Origin of the sequence: Peribacillus muralis (assembly GCF_001645685.2) — a bacterium.
Classification (GTDB): domain Bacteria; phylum Bacillota; class Bacilli; order Bacillales; family DSM-1321; genus Peribacillus; species Peribacillus muralis_A.
The window spans coordinates 519,929-543,141 of sequence record NZ_CP017080.1 but is presented as its reverse complement, the minus strand read 5'-3'; the positions used below and the strand labels follow the sequence as shown (position 1 = coordinate 543,141).

17 protein-coding genes are annotated in these 23,213 nt (G+C 43.0%); 8 read left to right on the top strand and 9 right to left on the bottom strand.

Going from position 1 to position 23,213, the window contains the following annotated elements:
- Positions 1 to 7 precede the first annotated feature (7 nt).
- The gene (locus ABE28_RS02560) at positions 8 to 448 is read right to left on the bottom strand and encodes a GNAT family N-acetyltransferase (protein WP_064464190.1); all 441 of its coding nucleotides are present in this window, start codon (positions 446 to 448) and stop codon (positions 8 to 10) included.
- A 124-nt stretch (positions 449 to 572) separates the two neighbouring features.
- Between ABE28_RS02560 and ABE28_RS02555 the strand changes: the two genes are divergently transcribed.
- Both ABE28_RS02555 and ABE28_RS02545 read left to right on the top strand, forming a co-directional pair.
- Positions 573 to 1,025, top strand: coding sequence for a MarR family winged helix-turn-helix transcriptional regulator (locus tag ABE28_RS02555; protein WP_064464192.1), 453 nt, complete (start codon positions 573 to 575; stop codon positions 1,023 to 1,025).
- 124 nt (positions 1,026 to 1,149) lie between these two features.
- A protein-coding gene (locus ABE28_RS02545; protein ID WP_373921307.1) for an IS3 family transposase occupies positions 1,150 to 2,315 on the top strand; the annotation gives its coding sequence in 2 pieces (ribosomal slippage) (positions 1,150 to 1,426 and positions 1,426 to 2,315; 1,167 coding nt in all).
- Between the two features lie 62 nt (positions 2,316 to 2,377).
- On the opposite strand, the gene ABE28_RS02540 is transcribed toward ABE28_RS02545, so the two are convergent.
- On the bottom strand, positions 2,378 to 3,517 hold the full coding sequence (locus ABE28_RS02540) for a DEAD/DEAH box helicase (protein WP_064462404.1): 1,140 nt from the start codon (positions 3,515 to 3,517) through the stop codon (positions 2,378 to 2,380).
- 47 nt (positions 3,518 to 3,564) lie between these two features.
- Positions 3,565 to 4,842: an ATP-binding protein gene (locus ABE28_RS02535; RefSeq protein WP_064462403.1), complete on the bottom strand. Its 1,278-nt coding sequence runs from the start codon at positions 4,840 to 4,842 to the stop codon at positions 3,565 to 3,567.
- 357 nt (positions 4,843 to 5,199) lie between these two features.
- Here ABE28_RS02535 and ABE28_RS02530 point away from each other — a divergent pair, with 357 nt between their 5' ends.
- Positions 5,200 to 7,245: a molybdopterin-containing oxidoreductase family protein gene (locus ABE28_RS02530; RefSeq protein WP_064462402.1), complete on the top strand. Its 2,046-nt coding sequence runs from the start codon at positions 5,200 to 5,202 to the stop codon at positions 7,243 to 7,245.
- A 415-nt stretch (positions 7,246 to 7,660) separates the two neighbouring features.
- Here the strand turns inward: ABE28_RS02530 and ABE28_RS02525 are convergent, their stop codons facing one another.
- From ABE28_RS02525 to ABE28_RS02515, 3 genes are all read right to left on the bottom strand, one after another.
- Entirely contained in the window at positions 7,661 to 9,181 is a 1,521-nt protein-coding gene (locus ABE28_RS02525) for an aldehyde dehydrogenase family protein (protein WP_064462401.1), read from the bottom strand.
- Between the two features lie 189 nt (positions 9,182 to 9,370).
- Complete coding sequence (locus ABE28_RS02520; protein ID WP_064462411.1) at positions 9,371 to 10,804, bottom strand: aldehyde dehydrogenase family protein; 1,434 nt, start codon at positions 10,802 to 10,804, stop codon at positions 9,371 to 9,373.
- An 18-nt stretch (positions 10,805 to 10,822) separates the two neighbouring features.
- Positions 10,823 to 12,148, bottom strand: coding sequence for an aminotransferase family protein (locus ABE28_RS02515; RefSeq protein ID WP_064462400.1), 1,326 nt, complete (start codon positions 12,146 to 12,148; stop codon positions 10,823 to 10,825).
- Positions 12,149 to 12,507: 359 nt separating this feature from the next.
- On the opposite strand from ABE28_RS02515, the gene rpoN reads away from it, so the two are divergent.
- Positions 12,508 to 13,881: an RNA polymerase factor sigma-54 gene (gene rpoN / locus ABE28_RS02510; protein ID WP_064462399.1), complete on the top strand. Its 1,374-nt coding sequence runs from the start codon at positions 12,508 to 12,510 to the stop codon at positions 13,879 to 13,881.
- A 76-nt stretch (positions 13,882 to 13,957) separates the two neighbouring features.
- On the opposite strand, the gene ABE28_RS02505 is transcribed toward rpoN, so the two are convergent.
- Positions 13,958 to 15,700, bottom strand: coding sequence for a glycosyl hydrolase family 18 protein (locus tag ABE28_RS02505; RefSeq protein ID WP_064462398.1), 1,743 nt, complete (start codon positions 15,698 to 15,700; stop codon positions 13,958 to 13,960).
- A 360-nt stretch (positions 15,701 to 16,060) separates the two neighbouring features.
- Positions 16,061 to 16,633, bottom strand: coding sequence for a uridine kinase family protein (locus ABE28_RS02500; protein ID WP_064462397.1), 573 nt, complete (start codon positions 16,631 to 16,633; stop codon positions 16,061 to 16,063).
- Positions 16,634 to 16,752: 119 nt separating this feature from the next.
- Between ABE28_RS02500 and ABE28_RS02495 the strand changes: the two genes are divergently transcribed.
- On the top strand, positions 16,753 to 17,433 hold the full coding sequence (locus tag ABE28_RS02495) for an HAD hydrolase-like protein (RefSeq protein WP_064462410.1): 681 nt from the start codon (positions 16,753 to 16,755) through the stop codon (positions 17,431 to 17,433).
- Here the strand turns inward: ABE28_RS02495 and dacB are convergent.
- Positions 17,416 to 18,906, bottom strand: a complete 1,491-nt coding sequence (gene dacB / locus ABE28_RS02490; RefSeq protein ID WP_257390684.1) for a D-alanyl-D-alanine carboxypeptidase/D-alanyl-D-alanine endopeptidase — start codon at positions 18,904 to 18,906, stop codon at positions 17,416 to 17,418. The two genes, ABE28_RS02495 and dacB, sit on opposite strands and share 18 nt — an antisense overlap.
- Before the next feature lie 133 nt (positions 18,907 to 19,039).
- Here dacB and ABE28_RS02485 point away from each other — a divergent pair, with 133 nt between their 5' ends.
- The 3 genes from ABE28_RS02485 to ABE28_RS02475 all read left to right on the top strand — a co-directional run bounded on the left by ABE28_RS02485 (position 19,040) and on the right by ABE28_RS02475 (position 23,199).
- Entirely contained in the window at positions 19,040 to 19,534 is a 495-nt protein-coding gene (locus ABE28_RS02485; RefSeq protein WP_064462396.1) for a PH domain-containing protein, read from the top strand.
- Positions 19,535 to 19,536: 2 nt separating this feature from the next.
- On the top strand, positions 19,537 to 21,003 hold the full coding sequence (locus ABE28_RS02480) for a PH domain-containing protein (RefSeq protein WP_064462395.1): 1,467 nt from the start codon (positions 19,537 to 19,539) through the stop codon (positions 21,001 to 21,003).
- 204 nt (positions 21,004 to 21,207) lie between these two features.
- Positions 21,208 to 23,199 carry a methyl-accepting chemotaxis protein gene (locus ABE28_RS02475; protein ID WP_064462394.1) on the top strand — a complete coding sequence of 664 codons (1,992 nt, stop codon included), beginning with the start codon at positions 21,208 to 21,210 and terminating at the stop codon, positions 23,197 to 23,199.
- Positions 23,200 to 23,213 lie beyond the last annotated feature (14 nt).

Below are 23,213 nucleotides of genomic sequence, written 5' to 3'. Positions count from 1 at the left end.
AACAGCCTTATTCATTGACCAATTCTTTTATCATGAGAATATGGGGGCCGCCGTCTTCAATGAAGACATCTGAAGAAGTCCGGTAGCCAAGCTTTTGATAAAATCCCTCAGCTTGAGTTTGCCCATGTAATTTGACCCGCGATATTGCCTTTTCCCTTGCGATTTCTTCCAACGTTTTTATGATCGTTTTCCCTAGGCCGAACTTGCGGTAAGGCTCGAGGATACAGATTCTTTCCAATTTCCCTAAATCTTCGACGATCCTTAGCCTTCCGGTTCCGACAGGCTGATCATTATGAAAAACTAAAATATGCTCAGCTTGACCATCGAGTGTATCAAATTCGTCAAATTCATCTTCCAATCGGTAACCTTGTTCCTCAACAAATACTTCTTTTCTGATGGCAAAAGCCAAATCCAAATCGTCAGCCACCGTTATTTTCTTTGAATCCACTGATCCTCATCGCCTTTCTAGATTTATTCCTTGAGACAAGTCATAATAAATTCATAACCTTTTATTAGTATAAACGAAAATATTTTTGTTGTAAATACAACAAAAAGAAAGCAGGGGTTTTTAAATGAAGGAAATACTTCGCGAAATCGGAATGATCGCTAGGGCATTGGACTCGGTTAGTAACATAGAATTCAAAGATTTTGACCTGACGAAAGGTCAGTATTTGTATCTTGTTCGAATATGTGAAAATCCTGGAATCATTCAAGAAAAGGTAGCGGAAATGATAAAGGTTGACCGTACGACGGCAGCCCGTGCCATTAAAAAACTTGAGAATCAAGGTTTCATTGTAAAGAAAAATGATGATTACAACAAAAAAATCAAAAAATTATTTCCTACCGTTAAAGGCGAAAGAGTTTATCCATTTTTAAAAAAAGAAGGCGAGTATACCGACAAAGTCGCATTAGCCGGTTTATCTCCAGATGAAACCGAAACGATGTTAGATCTACTGCAAAAAGTCAGAAAGAATATTGAGGTTGATTGGGAGTATGTGAAGAAAGGAAACAAAAGAGAGTACTGATCTGCCATTCATTACAATAAAAAAAGCGACAGCCATTTTAGAGTGACCCAGTAAAATGAGACAAGGAAAAAACACCCCTTGAGTCGTATTAGTTATCTAAACGATTTTGGAGGTGTTTTTCTTCATGGGCACAAGAGTTCACTACCCCGAGGAAGTAAAATGGCAAGCTGTAGAATTAAAGTTACAAGGAATGAGTAATAAAGCAATAATGAAACAGTTAGGAATCAAAAATGTATCCCAGATTAAAACATGGAAGAAATGGCATGATGAAGGGCAAACCCATCGATTCTCTCAGCCTGTAGGAAAACAATATACGTATGGAAAAGGACCTGCTGGTTTAAGTGAAAAAGATGCTTTAAAACAAGAGAATAAGCAATTAAAAGCACAGTTGGAAATCTTAAAAAAGTACCAAGAGATCGAGAGGAGTTGGAGCCACAAATTGTTGTACAAGTAGTCAAGGAACTGTCTTCCATGTACAAAATCGTTGATATATTAACAGTATTAGAAGTACCTAAGGCCACCTATTATAGGTGGAAGAAAAAGTATACAAGATCCGTTATGAGCCCACTTGAAGAAGTAGTCGTTCTCCTATGCGGAGAGAGTCATTTTCATTATGGTCATAGGAAAATCAAGGCTCTTCTAAAAAGAATACATGGAATTGAAGTTAATCGAAAAACAGTTCAAAAGATCATGCAGAAATATCAAGTGCAGTGTCAAATTAAAGTTAAACGACCAAAATATTTAAATGGTGAGAGTAACATTGTGGTGAAAAATATCCTAAATAGAGAATTTACAGCTGCCAAGCCTAATGAGAAATGGGTAACGGACATCACTTATTTACCATATGGATCAAAAATGTTGTATTTATCAACAATCATAGACCTTTATAATAACGAGATTGTAACCTACAAAGTGAGTGAGACTCAGGATGTAGATTTGGTTAAAAATACACTTAATGAAGCTGTAGAGAAAAGAAAACCAAAAGATGGGTTACTGATTCATACTGATCAAGGTTCTGTTTATACATCTTATGTTTTTCAAAATTTAGCTAAAGAAAAAGGCATCATCACAAGCATGTCCCGAAAAGGAAACTGCCATGATAATGCCGTCATAGAATCCTTTCACTCCTCGCTAAAGTCGGAAGGATTCAACACTCAAAGAAGAGCATCTATATCTAATTCTAAAGTAGTGCAAATGGTAAATCAATACATGTATTATTATAACCAAATACGTATTCAAGCAAAATTAAACTACCTGTCTCCAATTGAGTTTGGAGAGCAGGCAGCATGAGTGTTTTTTCTAAGTCTCAATTCGATGGGTCAGTTCAATTTGGCCGTCGCTTTTTCGGGGAACTATTCGTCGTCCACGATATTTCCACCATAGAAGGTCACTCTCGATAGGGGGATATCCAGTTCACGAGCCATTTTTTTCAACTCGCGCTCCTCCCTTTCCGTCACGATTGATATAACGGTGCCATTAGCACCCGCACGGCCGGTTCTTCCTGATCTATGAATATATTGGTCGATATTATCAGCCATATCAAGATGAACGACTGCGGTCAGCCCTTTAATATCAAGTCCCCTTGCCGCTACATCCGTTGCAATTAGCATCGGCGATTTGCCGGAACGAAGCTTACGCAACGCTTTTTCCCGATCGACTTTATTGGATTCTCCATGTAGGACCCCCATCTCAATACCTTTATAGCTCAGCTTTTCGTGTAAAACGCTTAGCTCTGCTATATCGTTAAGGAAGGCAAGGGCCTTCACATCCTTAAGTCTTGTGATTTTTTCAAGAATCTTGGATTTTTCCCTTCGCTCTACAACAAAGTAAAGATGGTCCACTTTCGATTCCATTTTTTCATTCTTATCGACCTTGATCAGCTCAGGTTCATTCTTCATGAATGAACGGGCCGCTTTTTCCGTTTCCTCCGGCAAAGTAGCTGAAAACACCAAGATTTGCCGGTCCTTAAGCGTAGCCTTGATGATATTACTGATCGTACTCATGTGCTCAGCGGTAATCAATTGGTCCCCTTCATCAAGCACTATTGTCTTAACTTCATGCATCTTCAATTTCTTTTGGGCAATCAATTCATAAATCCGTCCTGGTGTCCCAGCAATGACCTGCGGGTGCTTCTTCAGTTTGTCCAATTGCCTTTTTACGTTAGCGCCGCCGATGAATGCTGCCCCGGTTATGCCGCTTCCCTCTGACCAAATCCGGACTTCTTCATTGATTTGCATGACCAGCTCACGGGATGATGCCAAAATCAAAGCTTGGGGGGATTTTTTTTCAGGATCTATTTTTTCTAGCAATGGCAATAAATACGCTAATGTTTTTCCCGTTCCAGTCGGTGATTCAGCCATGATGTCCTTTCCTTCAACGATTACGGGAATCGCTTTCGCTTGAATCGGTGTAAGTTGCCCGAATCCAGACTTTTTCCAAACCTCTTGGATATATGGTTTTCTATCGTTCAATAATGCAGGTAATTCGCTCATATCGTTCTCCTTTAATAAAAAACTTTTCCTATCACCCATAGTACCATTTATTCTTGTCCAGTAGCCAACGGAATCCGAATTGTAACGGTCGTCCCTTCGTTGACCATACTTTCAAAATGCAGCTCCCCATCAAGCCGGTGTACGATCTTGCGGCAAATTGCCAGACCGATCCCAGTCCCCTTTTCTTTCGTCGAATAAAAAGGTTCACCGATCCGTTCAAGTCGTTCCGGCGCCATCCCGCTGCCATTATCACTGATGCTGACTACAGCTTCACCGTTGATGATTTGCAAGGATATATCGATTTCCCCATTGTCGGCAATCGCTTCAATGCTATTTTTCAATATATTGATGATCAGCTGTTTGAGTTCTATTGGATCAGCCATTATATGAATGGGCTCTGCAGTTTTAACCTTAAGCACCATCTCGATATTATTTAAATTCGTCTCAGCTTTCATCAATGTGAACACCTGCTGTACGCTGTCTGCAAGATCGATTCTGCGGAAAGCGATATCCTGTTTCTTTCCAAGTATAAGCAATTCGCTAGAAATGATGTTGATACGATCGATCTCCTTCAACATGATATCAGTATGCAAGGGATCGACCTCCTTCGTCATATCCATTAGCTGGACGAATCCTTTTAACGAGGTCAGGGGATTCCTTATTTCATGGGCGACGGCAGCTGCCAGATGTCCGATGACCGATAGCTTTTCAGACAAAACCATCAATTCCTCTTCTCGCCTCACTTCAGTAATATCCCTGACGATTGCATAAACACCAAGCATTTCCCCCTGGACGATGATCGGTAAAAAGGTTACACGGATGATCCGTTTTTCATCTCTCATATTTTGAAAGGTTGTTTCGAATTTAACAGCTTCGCCTTGAAGCGAATGTTCAAAATAAGCAGTCGTTTTTTCCTCATCATTCCATTTAATGAGGTGATTGCAATTCTTCCCTGTCAGGTTATCACTTTGCTGTCCTAACAGCTTTTCCGCTTCAGGGTTGATGGAAACGACATTTCCTTCAAGGTTCAATTCGATGACACAATCCGGGTTATGCTTGAACAGCGACTGATATTGTTCATCCTTAAGATTGAATTCCTGCTGCGACCTTAACATTTTTTCCGTCCAATACCGAATTAAGAAATATAAGAATATCCCTGTTATGCAAATGAATGCCCATCCTTTGGAATGTTGAAACATTGCATATGTTTCAACATCCGACTTTGCCTGTGTCATTGAGAAGTAATCTGAGACGAAAATCCATAAGACCCCAATGATGATATATATAATGGCTACTTTACCTGCAATTTTATGAGATTGGTTCATATCTTATCCTTTATATGTTTTTTGGTTTTTGGTTTATCATTCCCAAATTGCTCAAAAAAAGCCCTCATGTTTTAAACATAAGGACTCTATTGATATTGTACCATAAAATTTTGTATTCTTTTGAATATCTCATGAAAAATCAGATGACATCTTCAACAGGGTGGTTGTGGCGCAATCGGGCATATCCTGCAATTGGAGAACTTATAATTAAGGGGGGATCATCCCAAGCGCCGATATTTACAATTGTGACCGCTGGTACTAGAATTAAGTCAAACATCACTATCGGAAAAATAGGCTAAGCTTGTACCTTTCACCACTTTCATATTACGAGATTAGATAATTAGGAGGAATCTGGCCATGCAATCCTACATCAATCAGTCTGATGGGGTCTTTCCCTCAGTTTGTTCTCTTGATTGTCCGGATCAGTGCGGTTTATTGTTGCACAAGAAAGATGGAAAAATCATCAAGGTTCAAGGAGACCCGGACCATCCAGTCACAAAAGGGAATATTTGCAACAAAGTAAGGAATATGACAGACCGCCTATACGATCCAAAACGCCTAAAGCAGCCGCTAAAGCGCATCGGAGCAAAAGGAGAAGGTGCCTTCACCCCAATCACCTGGGAAGAAGCCATTGACACCATCACTTCCAATTGGAAAGATTTAATCAAAAAGCACGGTCCTGAAAGCATTCTTCCTTATAGCTTTTACGGAAATATGGGGAACCTCAGTGCCGAGGGGATGGATCGCCGTTTTTTTAATAAGCTCGGCTCAAGCATGCTTGAGCGTTCCATTTGCAATGCGGCTGGATCTGCCGGCTACGGCTATACGATGGGTGGGTCGTTCGGCATCGACCCTGAAGAAACGATACATACAAAGCTTTTCATCATGTGGGGCATTAACGCAGTGAGTACCAATATGCATCAAGTTACGCTCGCCCAGCAAGCTCGAAAAAACGGTGCCAAAATAGTCGTCATTGATGTACATAAAAACCAAACAGGTAAATGGGCGGACTGGTTCATCCCAATCCTTCCTGGAACCGACAGCGCCCTCGCCCTCGGTTTAATGCACATCCTGTATGCAGAGAATCTAATCGACCAGCCTTTTCTGGATGCATATACAGTGGGTGCCGAGCAATTGCGCGATCATGTCCGCCAATACGATCCTGCGACCGTATCTGGAATCACAGGTGTACCAATAGAGGATTTATATGAATTAGCCAGGATGTATGGAACGACCACCCCATCATTCGTTCGAATCGGCAACGGTCTGCAGCACCATGACAATGGGGGCATGGCAGTACGTACCATTGCCTGCCTCCCTGCACTTACCGGCCAATGGATGGCAAAAGGAGGCGGAGCGACCAAAGGCAATTCAGGATACCTGGCATTCAATACAGATGCATTGAGACGTCCTGACTTATTACAGGATAGAACGACCCGGACGATCAATATGAACCAAATCGGCCAGGCTCTTTTGGAAAGTGAAAACCCGATTCGATCCATGTTTGTATATGGCTCCAACCCGGCACTAGTCGCCCCGAGTGCTAATAAGGTGCAGGAAGGACTTATGCGCGATGATCTTTTCACAGTGGTTCATGATTTATTCTTGACCGAAACGGCCATGTATGCCGACATCGTCCTTCCTGCCGCATCATCTTATGAAACGGAGGATTTTTATAATTCATACTGGCATAACTACATCCAAATACAAAAGCCTGTAATCGAAAAATATGGCGAGTCGAAATCGAACGTAGAAGTGTTTAAACTATTGGCAATCGAGATGGGCTTTCAAGAACAAGCTTTTAAAGATTCAGAGGAAGACATGATTCGACAGGCTCTCGATTTTTCAGATAACCCATATCTAGACGGCATCACCTATGAATCCCTTTCGAAAAGTCAATATGTCAAGGCCAAGATGAAGCCGCTATTCCCGGGCAAGCTGAAAACACCTAGCGGAAAAATCGAACTTTATTCCGAACGGATGAAACAGCTAGGATACGAACCATTGCCGACCTATAAACCAATCATAAAGGACAGCGACCTGCCCTTTTTATTCATACCGGCACCTAACCATAACTTCTTGAACTCGACCTTTTCCAATAATGCCAAGCATATCTCTTTGGAAAAGGAACCGAAACTGCATATGAATGAAGCTGATGCCAAACAATTAGGGATTGCTTCCGGTGATATGGTCAGAATCTGGAACGACCGCGGTGAATGCCTGCTCAAGGCAGCACCAGGCGAAAATGTATTGCCCGGCGTACTGGTCAGCCAAGGCTTATGGCAAAAGACGCCCGACACGAAGCAGCACATCAATGTCCTTACACCAGATCGCCTATCAGATATGGGTAATGGCGCCGTTTTCTTTTCAGGACGAGTTGACCTTGAAAAAGCTTCGCATTGAGGTGTAAATAAATTTCGAATCGTCGATATATCTGCAGGTTTCGTGGATTTATCTTCGATTCTGGCAATTTATCTGCTGGTTTCGTGGATTTATCTTCGATTCTGACAATTTATCTGCAGGTTTTCCGGATTTATCGACAATTCTGGCAATTTATCTGCTGGTTTCGTGGATTTATCTTCGATTCTGACAATTTATCTGCAGGTTTTCAGGATTTATCTACGATTCTGGCAATTTATCTGCAGATTTTCTGGATTTATCTACGATTCTGGCAATTTATCTGCGGTTTTCTGGTTTTATCGACGATTCCAGTGATTTATCTGCAATTCTGCCGTATTTATCGACAAAGATGGGATCTACCATCTGCACGCAAAAAGGCCATTCCTCATAGAACGGCCTTTTTTGCTAAAACTAACCTTTATTCTTCATCAAACCAGCCTGTTGGCTGGATATCCAGGTTGTTATTGATTTGCTTCAATTCTGTGTATGCTTCATATCCGAACGTGCCTAGTTCGCGCCCATTACCGCTTTGCTTGAAGCCGCCCCACGGAGCTTCGTTATAAGTCGGGTGATAAGAGTTAATCCACGTAATGCCCGCACGGACCTTTTTAATGACGCGGTTTGCTTTGGCGATATCATTGGTGAACACGGCTCCGGCCAAACCATATTTCGTATCATTTGCGAGTTGGAGAGCCTCCGCTTCATCCTTGAACGTTTGAACGACAAGTACCGGTCCAAAAATTTCTTCCTGTACGATTCGCATTTCAGGTTTCGTATCGACAAAGATCGTTGGCTCGACAAAGTATCCGTTTTCCAAGCCTTCCCCTTTAATTCGATTTCCACCAACGATTAATTTAGCTCCTTCTTCTTTCCCGATTTGGATATAGGATAAGATCTTGTTCATGTGCGCCTCTGAAACGACAGGTCCCATTTGGCTTTTTCCATCCGATCCTGATCCTACCTTGATACGTTTCGCTTTTGCAGTCAGGCTTGCTATGAACTGATCATAAATCGACTCTTCCAAAAGTAAACGCGAGCCGGCCGAGCAAACCTGTCCTTGATTACAGAAGATTCCATACAACGCATAGTCGACGGCTGTCTCAAAATCAGCATCAGCAAATACGATATTGGGGGATTTTCCGCCAAGCTCCAATGTCACTTTCTTTAAATTTCCAAGCGACGCCTCCATGATCTTACGTCCCGTTGCCGTTCCTCCTGTAAAAGCTACTTTATCAATTTCTTCATGCTCTGCAATGGCCTGTCCGACAACAGGTCCAGCCCCTAGCACAAGGTTCGCGACACCTTTTGGCAAACCGACTTCAGCCATGATTTCAAACAGCTTGACCGCTGTCACTGGTGTAATCTCTGATGGTTTGAAGACGACGGAATTCCCTGCGGCAAGCGCCGGTGCAAGTTTCCACGCTGACATCATCAAAGGGAAATTCCAAGGAACGATTTGCCCGCATACACCAATCGGTTCCCTTACGACCATCGCCTGTTGACCGTCTGGAACTTCGTAAGTCTGTCCTGTCGGTTTCGTAGCCAAACCTGCATAATATCTAAAGCAGGCTGCTGAATCATCAATATCAAAACGGGACTCGCGTAACGGCTTCCCATTATCCAGCGTTTCCAAAGCAGCAAGCTCTTCGGCCTTTTCTTCAATCTTGTCGGCGATCTTGAATAAAATGCGGGCACGCTCGACTGCCGGCGTTCCCCACCATCCTCCTTCATAGAAGGCATACTTGGCTGCCTCAACCGCTTTATCGACATCCTCCTTCGTTCCTTCCGCAGCTGTAGCAATAACTTCTCCCGTGGCTGGATTCAACACATCCCTTTTTTCACCTGAAGACGAATTCACCCATTGCCCATTAATGAACATTTTTAAGTCCAGTGCTCCGGTCCCTTCTTTTTTCGTGTTATTTTGTAAAGTTTCCTGCATTTAAATTCCTCCTCGGTTAAAGTGATTTACCTATTAATATATACGAGCAAGTTTCATGCCATTTTAAAAGATTGCTAACTCTATTTTTCTAACCTATCTGTGGTCCATTTACATTCATTTGTGAATTATCTATTCATTTTTGCATAACTTTTCGCCAAAAAAGAAGATGGGCTTTTGCCCATCTCCTCATTAATTCCGATTGATAATGACCAATTTCATTTCCGTCATTTCCTCGATTGCATATTTCAGTCCTTCGCGGCCCGTTCCGCTCTTTTTGACTCCACCGTATGGCATGTTATCGACGCGGTAAGTAGGGATATCATTAATGATCACACCGCCGACTTCCAATTTCTCTGCGGCAAAAAGCGCCAAGTTAATATTATCCGTGTAAATCCCAGCCTGCAGGCCGAATTCCGAATCATTGACTAAATCGATCGCTTCTTCAACGGACGAAACCTTGTTTATTAATACGATCGGAGCAAAGACTTCCTGACAGGATACCTTAAGCATCGAATCGACTTCCAATAACACGGTTGGATGCAGGATATTCCCCTCAGATTTGCCTCCTGCTGCAACGACCGCTCCATGTTGTTTAGCTTCCCCGATCCAGTCGAGGCTTCGTTGCACATCACCAGGACTGATTAACGCAGAGATGTCGACCGAAGGATCCAAAGAATCACCAAGCTTCAAGGCATTTGTTGCTGCTATGAATTTTTTGGTGAACTCATCGTATACGTCTTCATGAACATATGCACGTTGTAAGGAAATGCAGACCTGCCCTTGGAAAGCGAATGCTGCCGATACACAGCGCTGGATGATTTTATCGATATTGATCCCTTTATCGACAATCACGGCCGCATTGGAACCAAGTTCAAGACTCACCTTCTTCAATCCCGCTTTATTGCGGATTCCGATCCCTACAGCAGGACTGCCAGTGAAGGATATGCTTTTCACCCGTGAATCAGTGACTAATTTATCACCGATTACAGAGCCGCTTCCGGTAACTAAATTGAATGCTCCGGCAGGCAAATCCGTCTCCGCCAATAGCTCTGCAAGAAAGATCGAGGATAGTGGTGTTTGGCTGGCAGGTTTCAACACAATGGTATTACCAGCAGCAATGGCCGGGCCAACTTTATGGGCGACCAGGTTCATCGGGAAATTAAAAGGCGTGATGGCACCAAGGACACCAATCGGTTCACGGACTGTGTAGCCGATCCGTCCCTCCCCATCCGCTGTAGCATCCATCGTCAGCGTTTCCCCATGTATCCTCTTTGCTTCTTCCGCTGCAAACTTATATGTGGCAATCGTTCGGGACACTTCCACCATCGCCGTTTTAATCGGCTTCGCTGCCTCTTTAGCGATGATTTCTGCTGCTTCATCCTTGCGGCTTTCCAACAGACTTGCTAGTTGTTCAAGTATGGCAGCACGTTTGTGGCTAGGCAGGGCTGCCATCGTTTTTCTCGCTTGATGAGCTGATTCTATCGCCAGCTCCACATCTCCCACGCTTGCCGAAGGAATTTCCGCTAGTACTTTCCCGCTATACGGAGATTTAAGCGTCGTGAAATGTTCAGCTTCTTGCCATTTACCATCAATGAATAATTTCTTCTTCAGCGTTTCCGTCATTTCCATCACTTTCACCTCTTATAAAATTTCTTTTTCGACAGCTGTAAATGTTTTATCAAGAATATCAATGATCTTTTCGACCTCGGTTTTAGTAATGATTAAGGGCGGGGCGAATACGAGTGTATCTTGATCAAACGTGACAGAACGGCAAATCAAGCCATTCTTCGCCGCTTCAGCCACAAGTCTTGGGGCTAATTGTGTCTTAAAGCCTTCTCCCGTCATTTTGTCCTTCACGATGGAGATGCCTCCAATCAGTCCAAGCGCCCTGACATCACCAATGATCTGGTGTTTGCCCTGAAGCTTCTTAAAGCCGGCAAGCAACTCTTCCCCACGCTGTTTCGAGTTTTCCATCAGATTTTCACGTTCAATTATTTCAATGTTTTTCAAAGCAACTGCACAAGCCATCGGGTGACCGCTGTATGTGTAGCCATGTAAAAGCGTGCCTTTTGAAAGGGAAATGAAGTCCTTGTGCAGCTTATCATTCAGGACCACACCGCCTAATTGGGCGTACCCGCTTGTCACACCTTTTGCAAAACACATCATATCCGGAACGACGCCATAGTGTTCAATGCCGAAATAAACCCCTGTTCTTCCGAAACCTGTAATGACTTCATCCGTCACCATTAAAATGCCGTATTCATCACAAATCTCCCGTACTTCCTTAAAGTAGCCTTCTGGAGGCAGATTCACGCCGCCAGCTCCTTGGATCGGCTCCGCGATAAATGCCGCAACCGTTTCCGGACCTTCTTTTTCAATGGCCTTGCGCAGCTCTTCGATCGAGGAACCGTCTACATAACAAAAATCAGGAGCGATGGAGTTCGTGAAGTCACGGAACGGTTTCAGCCCAGTTGCACTTGTCGCTCCCATCGCCACTCCATGATAGGACTTCGAGCGTGAAATGATTTTTTGGCGATTGGGCTGGCCTTTCAATATCCAGTAATGGCGGGCAAGTTTGAACGCCGTATCATTCGACTCCGATCCGCCCGAAGTGAAGAAGACGGCATTCAAATCACCAGGAGCGATTGAAGCGATCTTGGCTGCCAAACGAATGGCCGGCTCATTGCTGAAGGTAGCGAAATTAGAGGTGAAGGCCAGCTTCGCCATTTGTTCTCTTGCCACATCAGCCAGCTCTTCTTGCCCATGTCCAATATTCACATTCCAAAGCGAAGACATGCCATCGATGACTGTTCTGCCCTTAACGTCCGTTAGATAGATTCCCTTGCCTTCTTTAAAAATGAAACTTGGCCCATCTGCCTGCTGCTGTTCGATTGCCGTAGTCGGATGAATGAAATGCTTTTTGTCCAAATCGATTAATTCCTGAATACCCGTCTTCTCTTTAATCATGTAAAAAAACACCCTTCTTAAATAATGGATTTTTTATATTTTGCTGAACCAATTTATTTTTATATTTTTAGATATTGCAAGATGCATGCCAAAGTATATGAACCTAATATTAAAGGTATTCGACTTAAAACGATTCATAATCAAATCAAAACGAACACATGATGATTTATTTCAGAATCAAACAATTCATATTCGAATCATTCGACTTAATTACCTCATTCCTATCATAGATTCCTTGGATAAAACATATGATGTTATATAATCTAACATTAAACGTTGAATTTTCGGAAGATTTGTATTATTATCGATACTATCCTTTTGTTCACTTAGTTAATCTAATACGAAAGAAGTTGATAGATATGCAGGCAGGTTTTGAATTGCAGCTAAAACAATCCTTGAAATTATCATTAACCCCTGAATTACAGCAGGCAATCAATATCCTGCAATATTCCACACATGAATTAAACGATTTCCTACAAGAGCAGGCTAATGAAAATCCTGTTCTCGAAATGGCCGCAGCGGCTAATGCCCCTCACACCTCACTCTCTGAACCTAATATTCGTACACATATGATGGACTATCGCATACGTGAAACTTCTCGCAAAGGGAATAGATACAGTACAGATAATGATTACAACCCAATCCAAAATTATTCCTGCACCACGGTAACGTTGGAAGCACACTTATTGGAGCAGCTGAGTTTGTTCAGATCCTTGAAAGACAGTGAAACAAAAATAGTTGAATTCCTAATAGGAAGCTTAAATGGAAATGGCTTTCTTGATATTGATATGAATTGGACAGCCTCGCTTTTTTCGGTGTCCAGCGAGGAAATGGAAACGATGATCCAAGTATTGCAAACCTTTGACCCCATTGGCGTCGGCGCTAAAGATCTGACTGATTGCTTACTTCTTCAAATTCGCAATCAAGAAAATGACAATCGATTGGCTTATACGATCGTCGAGAACCACTTAACGGACTTAGCCGAAAAGCGTTACCGGAAAATTGCGGACCTTTACAAAGTGACCATTCAGGAAGTTCAGGAGGCAGGCGATTTCATCCGTACCTTGAACCCACGCCCAGTCAGTCACTTTTCCGATGAGATGATTCATTACATCGTACCGGATGTATTCGTGGAAAAAGAAAAAGATGGATATTCGATAACGGTTAACGATGGCTTCCTACCCAAGCTGTCCATTAATCCTTACTATAAGGACTACATCGCCATGAAACATGAAAAACGAGCTAATGACTACGTTAAGGCTCAACTACATGATGCTCAATCGTTGATTAAGGGGCTCGAACAAAGGCAAATGACTCTATACAAAGTGACGGCGACAATCGTGGAAGCGCAGCAGGAGTTTTTCCTGAGGGGAATGGCTGGATTGAAACCGATGACACTTAAGGACATTTCCGAAAAAATTCAGCTTCATGAATCAACGGTCAGCAGGGCGACGAGTAATAAATACATCCAGACACCGCATGGACTTTTTAAATTAAGGAATTTCTTTACGAGAGGGTTAAAACATGTAAACGGCAAAGACTGTGAATCAACTACTACCATTAAAGAAAAAATAAAGGTTTTGATTGCCGATGAGGATAAAATAAAACCATTTTCAGATCAGAAGCTATGCCAAATCTTCGAAAGTGAAGGAACGATGATTTCCCGCCGAACCATTGCAAAGTACCGTGAAGATCTTGGTATACCTGGTTCTTCCAAGCGGCGCAGATTTTAAGGTCCAATTAATCCATGCCATGAAAAAAGACTTTTCCAAAAGGCATATCCATTTGGAAAAGTCTTATATGCTTTACTTATTTCATTTCATTGACGACCACATTGGTGATGACAGCAGGCGCCTGTCCTCTGCCCTCTCCCCCTATCGTAACCGATTCTCCCGGTTGGATCTTTTTATTCCATTGATCATTTCTGATCACATAGTGATGCTGTGATTTGCTGATGATCTTCCCATTCCATATTTGCTGCATTTCCCCCGCGTAATCGAACTCAACCTTCCAATCCTCAATAGGTGCTGTTCCAGTGTTTTTAATCCTGATATTGAAAATGGAACCTGTGCCCCACTTAGAAGTGATGGCATATGTGACATTTACATGGTCGATGCCATCCTCTGGTCCATTAATGCCGCCTTCGAGCAAATCATCAGAAATTTTTTGAAGGAGGGTATCGCCTTTGCATGTATACTTCTCTGAAGTCCTGCAATCTAGGCTTAAATCCCAAATCATTGCCCCTCCCATGTCTTGTGACTTGATGAAATCGGTTTTATATCCGATGGACTCGCGGTCGTCATATGAAATGAACGACTTCGTCTTTTGGTTATATAGGAAAGGCACCTTTGCTTCGTCATTCCAATATCTTTTGTAGCCTTTCTTATTTACATAGTTCGCTGCAAGGTCTCCATAATCAAATATTCCGGTTATGCCAGATTCATCATCATCCCACGTTCCCCGAGGAAGGAAAGAGCCATTGTTTCCAGGTGTGGCTGTTTGGTATTCGCCATTTTCCCCTCCATCATCCACACCAGTCCACCCTTTTCCATAAAACGGCAAACCTAACGTGACTTTATCCATGGGCACATCCGCTGCCTTATACCGTTCAACCGACTCCTTGACCGTCAATCCCCAATTATGATTAGGATCATTTTTTGAAAAATATAGCGGGGCATTATGATTTGTAGTCGTTTCCCAGCCACCGTGGAAATCGTAGGTCATCAAGTTGATCCAATCCACAATTCCCGCAATCTTTGAAGGTTCCGTATTTTTAATGAACGAGCCGCTTATGCCTGCTGCAATCGTCAATAAATATTGCTTTCCGTCCTCTTTTTCGGCTTTATCCAATTCATTGCGAATTTCCTGAAGCAATGATGTATAGTTTTCCCTATCTTCCGGGCGAAGAGAGTTTCCCGCCAGCCCCCCTTCAACAGGATATTCCCAATCAAGGTCGACGCCATCAAATCCGTATGTTCGAATGAATTCGACCGAAGACTTGGCAAATACCTTTCGTGTTACAGGGTCCGCTGCCGCATCGGAGAAACGGTTGCTCCATGACCAGCCACCGACAGCGATAAGCGTTTTTATATGTGGGTACTTTTCTTTCAAATCATTGAGTTTTGCGAAGTTTCCGCATTCCGCACGACTACATTGCTTCACTGTCTTTTTCCCATAAGACCGTTTAACGTCAGTATCGGGGTCACCTAAGACGACAGTCCCATTCGGTACTTTTTTACTTTGCAGTGGAATCGATTTATCCTGGCACTTCCATGTCTTTGAACCTGGGTTATCAACAGAATCATTGCCGTGCACTCCATCCCAGCAAATATCGGCAAAAGCATAGTTGATATGGGTAATATTTTTGCCATCGATGTCCTCCACCTGGAAGCCCCGGTCCTTAGCTCCCCAGGAAGTATAATAACCGACGACTTTCTTCACCGATTTACTGGCGGCTTCTACTGATTGTGACGTTTCCGCCCCTCCAATCACTAATGAAGTAATCAAGACCATAAGCATCCCCAAAGAATACATCCACTTACTTTTTTTCATTACATATCCCCCTCCCGATTTTTACAGTTACTAGATTGAATCTATTAAACTAACGAGCCACAAGGATGCAATTGAATAAATTTGTATGATACTAATATTTTACATGTTATTACAAATTATTTGTACAGTAGGAAAGGCCTGTTTATGTAAAAAAAATCCATATGAAGTATTTGGTACTGAAAAGGGCATCTCATAAAAAAATCCCCAAAATCGGGGATTTCGCACTACATACGTAAAACCATTCTGCACCAGTGAACATCATTTCCTCCCTTATAACTCAATTAGAAATCCCCGTGAAAATTGATATGATTTTCCCAGGAAAACCTTTACAATTAAATTGACTTGAAAATTTCACCGGGTTCAGCATGTTCCATCCTCTACAAGCTTCACTCTTTCTTGCGGCGTTTGAGCTTCCACATAAAGGTTTTCCTGAATCATCCAGTTATCTTCCCACATCTGACGCGCCTCTTCGCCATCCCGTTCGAGGCCGCGTTCCAAACGGCGATCACGGGGACATTCGACCCAAATAGTGAAATCATAAAGTCCAGCCAATTCTATACGAGTTGAATACATTCCTTCGATAATGACCAGTCCTAAAGAAGGAACCACTTGCCATTCGGTTAAAGCGTCCTTATCCCAATCATACCGCTGATATCTTGCTTCCATCCCCTCGGAAAGCGGTTTAAGGACTTGCCGAAACAACCGCTTCCAATCATAATCTGCCCCGATCTTCTTTTGGGTTGGGGGTAACGGGATGCGCTGTGAAGAAGGCAAATAGAAATCGTCCATATGAACAATGGAACTCCCTGGACATGCGGCATGCATAAGGGAAGCTAGTGTACTTTTTCCAGACCCACCCCTCCCATCTATGGCAATCAAATAAGAAAAGCGCTTTTGGGACTTTAAGTGAATTTCGGCTATAAGGCCTTCAATCGTAAGCGGACCGTTAAGTTGGAAATTTCATGAGCATTCCTCCTATATTACTTATTTCCATTCATTCTCCCGTGTTTCCTTTGGAGGAAAAAAGAAAAGCTGAAAAGAAGGTGCATTTAATGGACACTATCCAATTTGCCGCCATTTTTGATATGGACGGCACCTTATTTCAAACAAACGAAATTTTAGGTTCCTCACTTGAAAGAACATTCGATATTCTTCGGGCAGAAGGAAACTGGGCCGGGATTACCCCGCTTGCAGCCTATCAAAGGATAATGGGCGTCCCATTGAGCGTTGTCTGGGAAACACTGATGCCAGAACATCCTGATCATATTCACCAACAGGCGGACCGTCTTTTTTTAAAATGCTTGAATCAGGAAATCAAAGAAGGAAAAGGGCAGCTTTTTCCTTATGTGCTGGAGACGTTATCAACGATTAAAGAGCTTGGTATTTCCGTTTTCATAGCTAGTAACGGACTGGAAAAGTATTTGGATGAAATCTGTTCATACTTTGGACTGCATCGATATGTTACCGACATTTACAGTATCCAAAGAACTGTGGAAGGCTCCAAGTCCGACTTGGTTAGGATGTTATTGAATGACCATCACATTCAAAATGCAATGATGATCGGAGATCGGAAATCAGACATTGAAGCAGCAAAGAAAAACAGCCTAACTGCTGTAGGCTGCCAATTCGGATTTGCAGGGGAACAGGAATTAAAAGAGGCGGATGTACTCATCGCAGATTTCCGTGAACTGCAAACCTACGTATCCAATTGGCTCCTAACGTGCAGTGGCTAATACGCGATCCTGTTCTGCCAGCATTACGACTATCTTATCCTGGATGGACGTGATGCCTTTTTCTTCCACAAAATTATTCAAGATGATTGAAAATATGACTTTTTCCCCGCGTTTAGTCGTCACATAACCAGCTAAGGAACTTGTGCCTGTAATCGTCCCCGTTTTCGCCCGGACATTCCCAGCTGCAATGGTCCCCTTCATCCTCTTTCTTAGCGTGCCTCCTACCATACGATTCTCGATTCCTGCCACCGGCAACGCATTCAAATAAGCGGGGAACCACGTTTTTTCCTGTACGGCATATAGCAGCTTGGTTATTTCATTCGCTGGAATCATATTGACTTGGGATATGCCGGAGCCATCACGCATCTCGATCGTTTGCATATCGAGCCCCAAACTCTTCAACTCGTTTCCGGCGACCTTCAATCCATCCTTCCAGCTTCCTTTTCCACCAGCCTCTTTACCCATTTCTTTTATCAAGATCTCAGCATGACTGTTATTGCTGAATTTCATAAAAGGAATGAGAAGCTGTGAAAGGGGCATGGACCGATGAGTGGCAATTAAGTTCGCGTCTATAGGCGTTTCCCCTTTTTTCCTTACGCCCACAAATTTTATTCCTTGTTTTGTCAATGATTTTTCGAATAGGCTCAACGCATATTCGGTCGGATCTTTTACCGAAACCCATTCCTTGAACTCTCCTGCATTCTCCGGAATCGTTCCGGTCACCGTAACGGTCCGTTTTCCATGAGATCGGTCGATTTCGATTTTCTTGTGACCGTCAGCCGCCACCGTTTTCGTTTTGTTGATGATCCTCACATGATCCGTTTCCGGTATCATTTTCACCACTGCCTGGCTCCCCGCTTTATCACCTGGCCTAATCTTCACGATGATGGTTCCGGTATCATAATCTTCATCCGGGGAAGCGGTCAAAGCCGAAACGGCCGCTCCGTAATATTCTTGTTCATCACTCCATACCAAGTCTTTTGAATACCGGACATCATCATACCAGGAATCATCCCCAACTAAATCTCCGTATATGAGCTTCACTTTTTTTTGCTTCAGTGAAGCCGCCAACTCATCGAAATCACCTTCCAGCAATGTTGGATCTCCCTTTCCTTTCAAATACAAATCTCCCTGCAGGACATGGCCGACTTGCACGCCTTTTACGAATAATTCCGTCAGAAATACATGATCCTCCCCCAACGTTTCCAGTGCAGCCGCTGCCGTCAAAAGCTTAAGGTTGGACGCTGGACGCAAGCGCGTTTGCGAACCTCTTTCATAAATCAGTTCACCCGTTTCTGCGGACCGGATCGATATTCCCGTTAACGCCCCTGATAATGCCGGGGAATCATTCAAGATACGTTGAATTTCCTGTCCCACCGTTCCATCTTCTTTCGCCGCCTGCATCGATTCACCATGAAAAATGCCAATCAATAACAGGAAGAAGATGAAGCTTACCTTCCTTTTATATGTCAAACCTATCACTCCTACCCGAAAAACTGCCTCCTACTATCTTGTCCACTTTACCGCCATCTAATAGGAAGACAAACCGGGAACTTTTTCAAAAGATAAACCGTATAAGGTATGAAGACACAAAAGGAGTGAATATATGCATTCAAAGATTAAACCACCTACTAAGAAGATTTCCAAACAAGCGGTGAAGGTTTGGCGGATTTCTGAAGCCATCATCCACCTCATTATCATTGCCATCCTTATCCTTCTATTAATTGCAGACAACTATTTTACTTGGAAAGAATGGATCGGATGGATGTTAATCGGATTTGTCCTGCTATCCTTATTCCATTCTATCTGGTCCATCTTCATTGAACCAATCTTGCTGCAAAAATATTGGCGTTACGATGTGAATGAAGAATTCATCCATACAAAACGAGGAGCCTGGTATGAAACGCATGAACTCATACCGATGACGAAAGTGCAATCCGTCAAGCTGGACCAAGGTCCTTTGCTGCGAAAATATAACTTATACTCCCTAAGCATCGGCACAATGGGCGACTCTCACGAGATACCTGCCATCCCAGAGAAAGAAGCCTATGATTTACGGGACAAAATCGCCTATTATGCAAAAATTAAGGAAGTGGACTGACGATGGACGAACAGGCAAAACGGCTTCACCCCTTTAAAATCCCTTTTGAAATGGGAAAATTGCTGAAGGGGAATATTTTTTTCATCATCATGCTTTATATATTGAACTTCGGATCGGAAAAAATGTATATGAAGCTACTCCAGATCGCCTTTCTCATATATTTGGTTTGGAGAGTCTCATCGATCATCCTTGAATGGTATACCTATAAATATCAAATCAAGGAAGGTACCATTCACATTACTTCAGGACTCATCTCGAAATCATATCGAACGATACCGCTACATAAGGTGCAAAATATCCAACGACGGACGACGGTATTCCACAGGATCTTTAAATTAACCTCCTTGACATTCGAAACGGGTAATAGCGGCGACGAGGGCAGCGTACCTTTCGAGGTGATTTCCCAAAAAGAGGCCGAACGGTTAGAGCAGACATATTCATCAAGTCATGATTCGATCCTGGATGCGGAAGTTTACGTGGAACGATCTTCTGCAGACCTTGAATCAGTCACGAAAAAAACGATTCATTTCACCCCTACCACCCGGGACGTTCTGAAGGCCTCCTTTACATCGCTTAGTTTCCTGGCCCTCATTCCCATTTTGGCTACATTATATAATACACTCGATGATTTCATCGATTTAAGAAATGCCGAAGGATACGCAGCCCAGGTATTGGATACATGGTGGATCGTCACCATCGCCATCACCGCTTTCATCTGTATAGCGGTCACCTTCGGAATCGTTTCCACCTTTGTTAAATATGGAAAATATGAAATTTCATCCGATCAGGAGCGAATCCATATCAGGAAAGGTATACTGGATGAATCTTCTTTTTCCATTCGGAAAGAAAAGGTGCAAGCTGTCGAAATCACCCAATCCATGATCAAAAGGATGCTGGGTTTAGCAGAAGTGAAACTGATAAGCGCAGGAAGCACCGGCGATGAAGAGCTTGATACGAATGTTCTCTATCCTTTTTTATCGGTTGAGCGTGCCTATGGGATGATAGAGGAGATTTTGCCAGCTTACAAGGTGGAACGTTCGATGGAGCCGCTCTCGAAACAAGCATTTAAAATTAGAATGCTGCGTCCCAGCTTTTTCTGGCTTCTTGCGACAGCCGCCATCTGTTTTTTCGATATAGCTTTGTGGTATATCTCGCTGATTTTACTTGTCCTCATTTACACGTTGAGGATACTCGATTACAAAAGTAGCCGCTACTTGTTAAAGGGCGAGTTTGTACAGTTTAAAACCGGAAGCTTAGGTACCTCACTGTTCTTAACCAAAAGAAGCAAGGTCATTCAAATTGAAGTCAAGCGCTCCAAGCTGCAGAAGGTTTTCGGGTTAGCCAGCATCGGAACGATCAACCGCTCAATACCTGTGCATCACACAAAAATCCGTGATGTGCCCGTTGAATATGCGGACGATTTTCACACTTGGTATTTAGGCAGAACCCAACATATTCAAACCGAATAAGTCTTTTCTAAAGAAGAGGTGACTGATACAGTCTCCTCTTCTTTCTCCATTATATGGCTCCCGAAACCCTGTGATGATGCGGATGCTCAAGTTTCATGATTTATTATGGCAGTTTTCCGAATAGGAGCTTCAAAATTATGAATGCGCTCCGAAATATCTAATAGAAGCCAAAATTAAATTAGATTTATACAAGGAGCATCGGTCATGAATAAAATTACAGGTTGGTATTTTAATTCGCTAAAAAAACAGATATTGATCCCCTTTTTAGCTTTAATCATGATAAGCGGATTGGCCATTTCTTACATGAGCTATAAAAACAGCATCGAGTTAACGACGGATGAACTTACTGGAACGACGGAAGAGCAAGTCAAGTCAATGAATGAATCCTTTGAAATATTCTTTAAAAAAACAGAAGATCAATTGGATAGGATCAGTAGTTATCCCAGCATGGTCACTTATGAAAAAAAGCCTGAATCGATAATCGATGAGTTTTCACATACCCAGTCCAGTAATTCTGAAATAAACGGCTTATATCTAGGCACACAAAAAGAGGGAAAAACAATAATATTCCCTAAAGCTGAATTACCGGCTGACTTTGACCCTAGGCAAAGGGAGTGGTATCAATCGGCGTTGAAGAAAAAAAATGAAACCATTTGGACCGAACCTTATACAGATCAAGCTACAAATACTCTTGTCATTACTGCAGCCAGGGCCATATATGAGGGTGACCGAGTAATCGGCGTGCTCGGTGTCGACATTTCGATTGACACATTGGTCAAGATGGTTAATCAAACCAAGTTTGGCGAAACCGGTTATTCGGTTTTGCTGGATAACAAAGGAGCCTTCGTTACACATCCTGATAAGGAGAAAATCCAACAGGAAATTCCCAAGGAGAGCATTTTCAAGAAAATGAAAAGTGAATCCGGCTCGATGATCGAGGATTATGAAGGAAAAAAACGGATCATCGGCTACGCCACCAACCCGACTACCGGATGGAAAATAGCTGGATTGATGGATGAAGATGAAGTGATAGTCCGAGCAACCCCGATGATCAAAGATAATATCATCACACTGTTGGTCGTCTTTACGATCACTGCCTTATCTGCCATCTTCATCACTAGATCCTTGACGAATCCGATTAAAAAGCTGCAAGAATCGATACGGAAGATGGCTGGCGGCGATTTCACAGCCAGGAATTCCATTTCAAGGACCGATGAAATAGGGCAGCTTGCAGAAGATACGAACATGATGGCCAGTAATATGAGCCAGATGCTAGGAAAGGTCAATACCCTTTCCGATAGAGTATCCGATTCCTCCATGACGCTAGTGGCAAGTGCAGAGGAAAATTCGGCTGCGGCAAACGAGGTCGCCTTGACGATGGAACAAATTGCGTCGGGTGCGATAGATCAGATTGAAGTCGGTCAAAATAATGAAAATGCCGTAAAGCTTTTGGCAGACAAAATCAATGTTCTTGATGCAGAGACTAGCAAGATGGCGTTGGAATCCGACAACATGTTCAAAGCTTCCGAAAGCGGCATCACTCAAGTGCAGGACCTCAAACAGCAATTCAATGAAACGGCGCTGATCTCAAATAAGATGAGTACAGCCGTTACGTCATTGGATGCACGTTCCCGTGATATTAGTGCGATCGTAAAGACGATAAGCGGCATTGCCGGCCAAACTAACCTACTCGCCTTGAACGCTGCCATTGAAGCGGCACGGGCTGGTGAGCATGGAAAAGGGTTTGCCGTGGTAGCTGATGAAGTGAAGAAGTTAGCCGAGCAAACGGAATATTCTTTAAAGGAAATCTCGGAAATCATTCAAGCGATGCAAGCCGATACAAGCAATACAGTACACCTGATTGATCAAGTCAATCAAAAAATCCATCACCAAGATACATCGGTAACGGATACAGAAAGTGCCTTCAGTCACATCGCAACGATCATCGGGAATACATTCAGCAATTTTGACGAAATTAAAACGATGATGAACGATATGGTATCAGAGGTCACACGGATGGCCGGCAATGCGGAACAATTAAACTCGATCAGCCAGGAAGCAGCGGCGGGAACCGAAGAAGTATCCGCTTCGATCGAACAAACGAACGCTTCCATGGAACAATTGAATGCCCTTGCCAGTGACCTGGATACCTTATCACAGGAAATGCATAAAGAGATTCGAAAATTCATATTCTAATCAAAAAAAGGACG

What these genes read in the sequence shown, in the direction of transcription:
- ABE28_RS02475 (WP_064462394.1), top strand. Translation starts at nt 21,208, where the DNA reads ATGAATAAAATTACAGGTTGGTATTTTAATTCGCTAAAAAAACAGATA.
- ABE28_RS02525 (WP_064462401.1), bottom strand. Translation starts at nt 9,181, where the DNA reads ATGCAGGAAACTTTACAAAATAACACGAAAAAAGAAGGGACCGGAGCA.
- ABE28_RS02480 (WP_064462395.1), top strand. Translation starts at nt 19,537, where the DNA reads ATGGACGAACAGGCAAAACGGCTTCACCCCTTTAAAATCCCTTTTGAA.
- ABE28_RS02515 (WP_064462400.1), bottom strand. Translation starts at nt 12,148, where the DNA reads ATGATTAAAGAGAAGACGGGTATTCAGGAATTAATCGATTTGGACAAA.
- ABE28_RS02540 (WP_064462404.1), bottom strand. Translation starts at nt 3,517, where the DNA reads ATGAGCGAATTACCTGCATTATTGAACGATAGAAAACCATATATCCAA.
- rpoN (WP_064462399.1), top strand. Translation starts at nt 12,508, where the DNA reads ATGCAGGCAGGTTTTGAATTGCAGCTAAAACAATCCTTGAAATTATCA.
- ABE28_RS02535 (WP_064462403.1), bottom strand. Translation starts at nt 4,842, where the DNA reads ATGAACCAATCTCATAAAATTGCAGGTAAAGTAGCCATTATATATATC.
- ABE28_RS02520 (WP_064462411.1), bottom strand. Translation starts at nt 10,804, where the DNA reads ATGACGGAAACGCTGAAGAAGAAATTATTCATTGATGGTAAATGGCAA.
- ABE28_RS02505 (WP_064462398.1), bottom strand. Translation starts at nt 15,700, where the DNA reads ATGAAAAAAAGTAAGTGGATGTATTCTTTGGGGATGCTTATGGTCTTG.
- ABE28_RS02530 (WP_064462402.1), top strand. Translation starts at nt 5,200, where the DNA reads ATGCAATCCTACATCAATCAGTCTGATGGGGTCTTTCCCTCAGTTTGT.
- ABE28_RS02495 (WP_064462410.1), top strand. Translation starts at nt 16,753, where the DNA reads ATGGACACTATCCAATTTGCCGCCATTTTTGATATGGACGGCACCTTA.
- ABE28_RS02555 (WP_064464192.1), top strand. Translation starts at nt 573, where the DNA reads ATGAAGGAAATACTTCGCGAAATCGGAATGATCGCTAGGGCATTGGAC.
- ABE28_RS02485 (WP_064462396.1), top strand. Translation starts at nt 19,040, where the DNA reads ATGCATTCAAAGATTAAACCACCTACTAAGAAGATTTCCAAACAAGCG.